This is a genomic window from Rhodococcus sp. UNC363MFTsu5.1 (assembly GCF_000686785.1).
Classification (GTDB): Bacteria; Actinomycetota; Actinomycetes; order Mycobacteriales; family Mycobacteriaceae; genus Rhodococcus_G; species Rhodococcus_G maanshanensis.
This window is the reverse complement of sequence record NZ_JMLO01000051.1, coordinates 1-8401: the sequence shown is the minus strand read 5'-3', so window position 1 is coordinate 8401 and position 8401 is coordinate 1. Positions and strand designations below refer to the sequence as shown.

The 8401-nt window shown below is 68.8% G+C and carries 2 protein-coding genes; both read right to left on the bottom strand.

Annotation, left to right across the window (positions count from 1 at the left end; genetic code table 11):
- A partial coding sequence (locus BR31_RS30050) for a non-ribosomal peptide synthetase (protein ID WP_051637728.1) occupies window positions 1–7532 on the bottom strand: 7532 nt, incomplete at its 3' end.
- 290 nt (window positions 7533–7822) lie between these two features.
- Window positions 7823–8401, bottom strand: a 579-nt coding sequence (locus tag BR31_RS0124755; protein ID WP_027501643.1) for an asparagine synthase-related protein, incomplete at its 5' end; no start/stop codon positions are given.

The window sequence follows — 8401 nt, the reverse complement described above, 5'->3', positions numbered from 1 at the left end:
GGCAACGCCTCACCCGAAGCGAACACCCGCCGCAACGACGACGCCTCCACCACCGACGGCTCCGCCACGAACACCGCCAACATCGACGGCACAAAATGCGCCGTCGACACCGACTCCTCCGCAATCACCCGAGCCAGATACACCGGATCCCGATGCCCATCCGGCACCGCGATCACCATCCGAGCACCAACCTGCAACGGCCAGAACAACTCCCACACCGACACATCGAACGTCACCGGAGTCTTCTGCAACACCACATCATCAGCAGTCAGCCCGTACTCGCCCTGCATCCACACCAAACGATTCACGATCGCCGCATGCGACACAGCCACACCCTTGGGCCGACCCGTCGACCCCGACGTGAAGATCACATACGCCGTATTCGACGGCACCAACGGCGCCAACCGATCCACATCCGACACCGGCCCACCATCGACCCCGGACAGATCCAACGCATCGATCAACAGGACAGAACTATCCCCCGCAGCCGTGAACCCATCCCGCGACGTCGACAGCACACACGCAGGCGCCGCGGTCTCGAGGATGTTCCCAATCCGATCCGCCGGCTGATCCGGATCCACCGGCACATACGCACCACCGGCCTTGACCACCGCATACACACCGACCAACAGATCGACCGACCGACGCATCGCCAACGCAACCAACGACTCCGGACCCACACCAACCGAAATCAGATACCGCGCAAGACGATTCACCCGAACATCGAACTCCGCATAAGTCACCGACTCACCATCGAACGACAACGCGACCGAACCCGGCGACCGCAAAACCTGAGCGTCGAACAGATCGACCAGTGTCTGCGGCACCACCGGATGCGCGGTGGCGTTCCACTCGCCCAGGATCATCTCGCGACCCGACTCTCCGACCAGGTCGATGTCGCCGACCGGGCACTGCGGGTCGGCTGCCATGGCGTCGAGAATCCGGGCGAACCGATGCGCGAATCCGTCCACGGTCGACCGGTCGAACAGATCCGTCGCGTACCCGAAGGAGACCGACAGTCCGCCCGCGTCCGCCTGTTCCGCGACCGTCACCTGCAGGTCGAACTTCGCCACTTCGACCGGCACGCCGACCCCCGTGACGTGCAGACCCGGCAGCTCCAGGTCCGGCTGCTCGATGTTCTGGTACGACAGCATCACCTGGAAGAGGGGGTGCCTCGACATGGACCGCTCCGGATTCAGCACCTCCACCACGCGCTCGAACGGCACCTCCGCGTGCCCGAACGCCCCCAGATCCGATTCACGCACGCGCGCCAGTAGTGCCGTCGAGGAGTCCGCCCCCTCGACCGGCGTCCGCAGCACCAGGGTGTTGACGAACATGCCGACCAGATCGTCCAATTCGGCCTCGCCGCGACCGGCCACTGGTGTGCCGACCGCGATATCGGAGGTGCCGCTGAGCCTGCTCAACAACACTGCGAGACCCGCGTGCACCGCCATGAACAGGGAGGCGTTGTGCTCTGCGGCCCAATCGGAAAGGGCATCTCGGGTGCCCTCGCCGATGCTGATGTCCACCCGGGCACCCGCGTGCGTCCGGACCGCCGGACGCGGACGATCCGACGGCAGATCCAGCTGTGCCGGCAGCCCGGACAGCGCGCCGCGCCAGTACCCGAGCTGCCGCGCCGCCAGCGACGAGGCATCGGACTCGTCACCGAGAACCTCGCGCTGCCACAACGCGAAGTCGGCGTACTGCACGGCCAGCGGCGACCACACCGGTACCTCGCCCCTCGTCCGCGCGACATAGGCGGTCATGGCATCGCGCGTCAGCGGCCCCATCGAGAAGCCGTCAGCACCGATGTGATGCACCACGATCGCCAGCACGTGCTCGGTCGAGGCCTCCTCCGGGCATTCCACGCCCGCATCCCCTTGGCATTCCGCAGGCTCCACGCCTGCGACCCGGAACAGTGCCGCCTGCACCGGAACCTCGGCCGCCACGTCGAAACCCGCTGTGACGAGGTCGGCCACCCGATCGGACAGGTCGCCTGTCGACACCTCGATCGGCACCAGGTCCGGGACCACCCATGCCGCGGGGACGATCACCTGCGCCGGACCGTCGCTCGACTCCGGGTACATCGTGCGCAACGACTCGTGCCGTTCGAACACGTCGCGAACCGCGGCACGCAAGGCCGTCACGTCGAGCGCACCGGACAGCCGCACCACGACCGGGATGTTGTTCACGGCCGACCCCGGATCGAACCGGTTCAGGAACCACATCCGCTGCTGTGCCGGCGACAGCGGAATACGATCCGGGCGCGGCCCGGCCACCAACACCGCGCGCGCCGTGCCGGAGTCCCGCTCGATCCGCACCGCGAGCGCCGCCACCGTCGGGGACTCGAACAACAGGCGAACCGGAACCGTGACGCCCAGTGCAGAACCCAGACGCGCCGCCACCCGAGTCGCGATCAGCGAGTTCCCGCCGAGGTCGAAGAAGTTGTCGTCCAACCCGACTCGCGGAAGGCCGAGCACCTCCGAGATCGTCCCCGCGACGATCTCCTCTACCGGCGTCGACGGCGCGCGGAACGCCGTCGACACGAACTCCGGCACGGGCAGCGCACCGCGGTCGAGCTTCCCGTTCACCGTCAACGGGATCGCGTCCAGCACCGTCACCACCGACGGAACCATGTGCGCGGGCAGGGACCTGGCTGCGAACGCGGTCAACTGCTCGGGGTCCGCCGACTCCCCCGCCGTGGCCACCACGTACGCGGCCAGCACCGTCGCCCCCGACGGGGCCGGCCTGCCCACCGTCACCGCGAAGTCCACCGACGGGTGCGCGGTCAACGCCGCGTCGATCTCACCGAGTTCGATGCGGAAGCCACGGATCTTCACCTGGTAGTCGCCGCGTCCGATGTACTCGAGCTCCAGATCCGACGGCCTACCCCCTGCCGCGGGGGCGAGCCACCGCACCATGTCGCCCGTCCGGTACATCCGTGCACCGGTCGACGAGAACGGGTTCGCCACAAAGCGATCCGCTGTCAGACCCGATCGGTTGTGATAGCCCCGCGCCATCGCCGGACCCGCGACGTACAGTTCGCCGACCACCCCGACCGGCACTGGACGAAGCCGCCGATCGAGCACCATCGCGGTCACGCCGCGGATCGGGCCGCCGATTGTCACCGCCCCGCCGGGGGCGAGCGCGGCACTGGCCGACACCATGACGGTCATCTCGGTCGGCCCGTACGCGTTGTACAGGCCCCGATCCGCACCCCAGCGAGTCACCAGGTCCGCGCTCAGCGCCTCGCCGCCCATCACGACCACCCGCAGCGAATCGAGACCGTCTGGCGCGAGCGCGGTTGCAGCGGACGGGGTGATGAAGGCATGTGTGACCCGCTGCCGATCGATGATGTCCGCCAGCTCACCGCCCCCGTAGACGCCAGGGGGGACGATCACCAGCGCCGCGCCTGCCGCCGTCGCCATCAGGATCTCGAGGATGGACGCGTCGAAACTCGGTGACGAGGAGTGCAGCACCCGCGACGAGGCCGTCACCGAGTACCGCTGCCGCTGCTCGAGGGCGAAGCCGGCGATGCCCTGGTGCGTGACCACCACGCCCTTGGGTACCCCGGTCGAGCCGGAGGTGTAGATCATGTACGCCGGCTGGGCCGGGTGTGTGACACCGCACCTGTCCCGGTCGCCGACCGGCGCCGTCGAGAGCGCCGCCCACTCCAGCGCGACGGCCTCGTCGTCGAGCGTCACCCAGTTCGCGTCTGGCAACCCGGCCACGTGCGCGGCCAGGGTGAGGCCGACCGCCGCCCCCGAATCGGCGAGCATGTGCCCGAGGCGGTCGACCGGGTAGGCTGGGTCCATCGGCACGACGGCGGCGCCGGCCTTGGCCACCGCCCAGAGCGCCAGCATCGACTCGACCGATCGGGGCATGGCGACCGCGACGAACGACTCCGGACCGATGCCACGCGCGATCAGCAAGCGCGCCAGGGCGTTCGAGCGGGCATCGAGCTCGCCGTAGGCCACGGTGCGGGATCCGAACTCCAGTGCAGGCGCCGTCGGCTCGGCGACGGCCGTCGACAACAGCTCGGCGAGGGTGACCGGCGGCTCCGCGGTGCGGCCCGCGACCGGACACAGCGCCGCGCGCTCCCGGGCGTCCATCACCTCGATGTCACCGATCGGGGCCGATGGATCCTGCGCCACCGCGTGGAGCAGCAGAACGAACCGTGCGGCGAGGATGCGCACGGTCGACTCGTCGAAGAGGTCCGTGGCATAGACGAAGGTGCCCGCGATCCCCGATCGGTCGGCCCGTTCCCCCAGCGAGAGCTGCAGATCGTATTTCGCGTACGCGATCCCTGGATCGACCTCGCTCACCACCAGACCGGGCAACTCCAGTACCGCGGGCTCAGCATTTTCCAGCGCGAGCACGACCTGGAAGATCGGCGAGTGCGCTGTGGACCGTTCCGGCGCAAGGACCTCCACGAGTCGCTCGAAGGGCACCTCCGCGTGTGCCAGCGCGCCGATGTCCGATTCCCTTGTGCTGCGGAGTAACTCGGCGAACGACACCGACTGGTCCAGCACGGTTCGCAGGGCGAGCGTGTTGACGAACATCCCAACCAGGTCGTCGAGTACGTGCTCCCCGCGGCCTGCCGTCGGCGTGCCGATGACGATGTCGTCGGTGCCCGAGACCTTCGACAGCAGCAGGGCGAAGGCGGCGTGCAGGGTGGTGAACATGGTCGCCTCATGCTCGCGGGACAACGCCGACAAGCGGCGGTGCAGGTCCCGCCCGACCTCGAACTCGACCCGCCCACCCTCGAGCGAGGCGGCGGCCGGGCGTGGGCGGTCGGTGGGGAGCGGCAGCAGGTCGGGGATGCCGGACAGCTCCTCGAGCCAGTACCGGACCTGGCGGGAGAGAAGGGATTCCGGGTCCTCTTCGCTGCCGAGTAACTCGCGCTGCCAAATCGAGTAGTCCGCGTACTGCACAGGGAGCGGCTCCGGGTCATGCCTGCCGCCCGCCACCACGCTCGTATAGGCGGCCACCACCTCACGCGCGAGCGGCGCCATCGAGACGCCGTCGGCCGCGATGTGGTGCAGTAGGAACAGCAGCACGTGCTCGCCCCGACTCAGTTCGAACAGTCGCACCCGCACCGGGGCCTGGATCGTCACGTCGAATCCGGCCGCCGCCTGCTCGATGAGCCTGCCGCGCAGATCCGCCTCGTCCGCAACCCGAATCGGATGGAGATCCACATCGACCCCGGCAACCGGGATCACCACCTGCCGGGGACCATCGCCGTCGTCCGGGAACACCGTGCGCAGCGACTCGTGCCTGCCCAACACGCTGAGGACCGAGGTCCGCAGCGCCTCGTGGTCGAGTTCTCCGGCCAGCCGGATCCCGAGCGGGAGGTTGTATGCGGGCGATGAGGTGTCGAACTGGTTGATGAACCACATCCGGGCCTGCGCGAGTGACAGCGGAACCCGATCAGGGCGCGGCCCGGCGACCAGTTCGGGCCGACGGCGTGCGCCATCGGCCCGAGCCGACGCCAGGGCGGCCAGCCCGGCGACGGTCGGCGCGTCGAACACTTCTCGCAGGCTCACGTCGCTGCCGAGTGCCGCGTTGACCCGGGCCACCACTCGCGCCGCGGACAGCGAGTTGCCGCCGTGATCGAAGAAGGAGTCCAGGGCTGCCACCCGTTCGACCCCGAGGATCTCGCCGAAGATCCGCGCGACCACCACCTCGGCCAGGGTCGACGGCTCGCCGTGCTCGCCGGGTGCGGATTCGAAGTCCGGCCTGGGCAGCGACTTCCGATCGAGCTTGCCGTGCACCGTGATCGGAAACTCAGCGAGCGTCAGCACGGTGATCGGCACCATGTACTCGGGCAGTGAGCGGCCCAGGAACGCGCGCAACTCATCGCTGTCGACCGACTCCCCGACGGCGGCGACCGTGTAGCCGACCAGCTGCTGATTTCCTGGCACGTCCTCCCGGACCAGCGCGACCGCCTGCGCCACCGACGGGTGCGCGAGCATCGCGGATTCGATCTCCCCGAGTTCGATCCGGAAACCACGGATCTTCACCTGGAAGTCCGTGCGCCCCAGGTACTCCAGGCTCCCATCCGCCCGACGGCGCACCTCGTCTCCCGAGCGGTACATCAGCTCCCCGGGAAGACCCCGCGGGTTTGCCACGAACCTCGCCGCCGTGAGATCGGAGCGCCCGAGATAGCCGCGAGCCAGTTGGGGACCCGCGAGGTACAGCTCGCCCGCGATTCCTGCCGGCAGCTCGCGGAGACGACGATCCAAGACATAGTCCTGCAACCCGGCGTATGCCCGACCGACGGGCACCCGGTCTGCGTCCTCGTCCGCAGCGGTGGTTTCGTGCCTGGTGCCGGACACCGTGAACTCGGTCGGCCCGTATTCGTTGTTCACCCGGGCACGCAGGGCGCCGCGTACCTCCGCCAGCAACCTGGGCGACATCTCCTCACCGCCACTGAACACCTCGCGCAGGGAGATGGCTTCACCGGGTTTCAGCGAGGACACGAACACCTGGAGCATCGAGGGAACGAAATGCATCACGGTGATGCCGTGCCGGTCGATGGCCTCGGCGAGATAGCGAGGATCCCGGTGGCCCTCGGGATCCGCCAGTACCAGCCTGGCTCCCGACGCCAGCGTCCACCACAGCTCACGCACAGAGGCGTCGAAGGTCACGGGCGTCTTCTGGAGCACCCGGTCGTGCGCTCCGAGTTCGTACAGCGCCTGCCTGCGCTCGATGAGCCCGACCACCGCAGAATGGGGAACCGTCACGCCCTTCGGCCGTCCGGTCGAACCCGAGGTGAAGATGACGTACGCGGGATTGGCCGGTCGCAACGGCCGAAGCCGGTCGATGTCCGTGATCTGGTCCGCGGAGAACCCCGCGGTGTCGGTCGAGTCCAGGTCGATCACGATCGTGCCTGCCGGCCAGATCATCTCCTCCCGCGACCGGGTCAGCACGCAGACCGGGGCCGCAGTCGCGAGCACATCCGCGACCCGTTCCTCCGGATGATCGGGGTCGATCGGAACATAGGCGCCGCCTGCCTTGACGATGGCGTACATCGCCACGATCATCTCCAGGGACCGACGAAACCCGAGCCCAACCGTTGTCTCCGGCCCCACACCTCGGGCGATGAGGAGCCGGGCGAGTCGGTTCACCCGTCCGTCGAACTCCGCGTACGTCCACGCGACGCCGTCGAACTCCAGTGCGGTCGCGTTCGGTGTCCGCCCCACCTGCGCGTCGAACACCGCGACCAACGTCCGGTCGATCTGGGCGTCGGGACCGCCGTGCTCGGGCTGGAGGGCTCGTACGTCGTCCCTGATCCGATCGAGGACGGCACCGACCCCACCCTCGGCACCCACGATCGTCGGAACGAGTCCGGTGAGAACCACGGCCACGACGGCATCGGCATCCATGCCTCGATCCGCCAACGCCCCTGCCAGCAGCTGCAGGCGATCGTCGAGCTCCCGATAGGTCACCGACACATCGCCGACACGCGCGACGACACCGCCGGGGCGAGCCTTCGCCAGCGCGGCGATCGACCGGGGGAAATCCGACAAAACGTACTCCGAAGCTATCGAGCCAAAGCCACGCCGATCCCCCCCCGGCACCATTCGGCCTGACCATCGCACAGTGCGATCCAGAGTGACAAGATACGTGAGCCGCCCGCCCCACGTCGGGTCCAGCGTTCATGGCGGCCCCAGACGTCCCTCACGGCGGGACGCGGCACCTGAGCGACCCGGGGCGCCGAGACCCCCCCATACCCCTCGACCCCGGCCGCCCGCACCGATCCGTGCGGGTGACCGGGGTCGAGGTTCGCGGGCTCACCCGCAACCGCGTGCGCTTCCGGCTATCGGGCGAGTGCCTGTTCGTGCACGCCCTGCACCGCGCGGCCGGAGGGGTCGGCCATCGCGGCGAACTCCGGGTCCCACTCGAGTGCGGCGGGGGTGGAGCAGGCGATGGACTTGCCGCCGGGCACGGTGGCCGCGCAGGCCTCGCCGGGGAAGTGCTGGGCGAAGATCCGCCGGTAGAGGTAGGCCTCCTTGGTCTCCGGCGTGTTGTGCGGGAACAGTTGCGCGGCGGACGCGAGCTCGGCATCGGTGACCACGGCCTCGGCGTGGTCCTTGAGTCCGTCGATCCAGCCGTAGCCGACGCCGTCGCTGAACTGTTCCTTCTGCCGCCACAGGATCTGCTCGGGCAGGGCCCCGTCGAACGCCTCGCGCATGACGGCCTTCTCGATCCGGCCCCCGCCTGCCATCTTGTGGGCGGCGTCCATGCTCATCGCGGTGTCGAGGAACTCCAGGTCCAGGAACGGCACCCGCGCCTCCACACCCCAGGCCATCATCGACTTGTTCGCGCGCAGGCAGTCGTAGCTGTGCAGGGCATCGAGCTTGGCGACGGTCTCCTCGTGGAAGGCCTGCGCCGACGG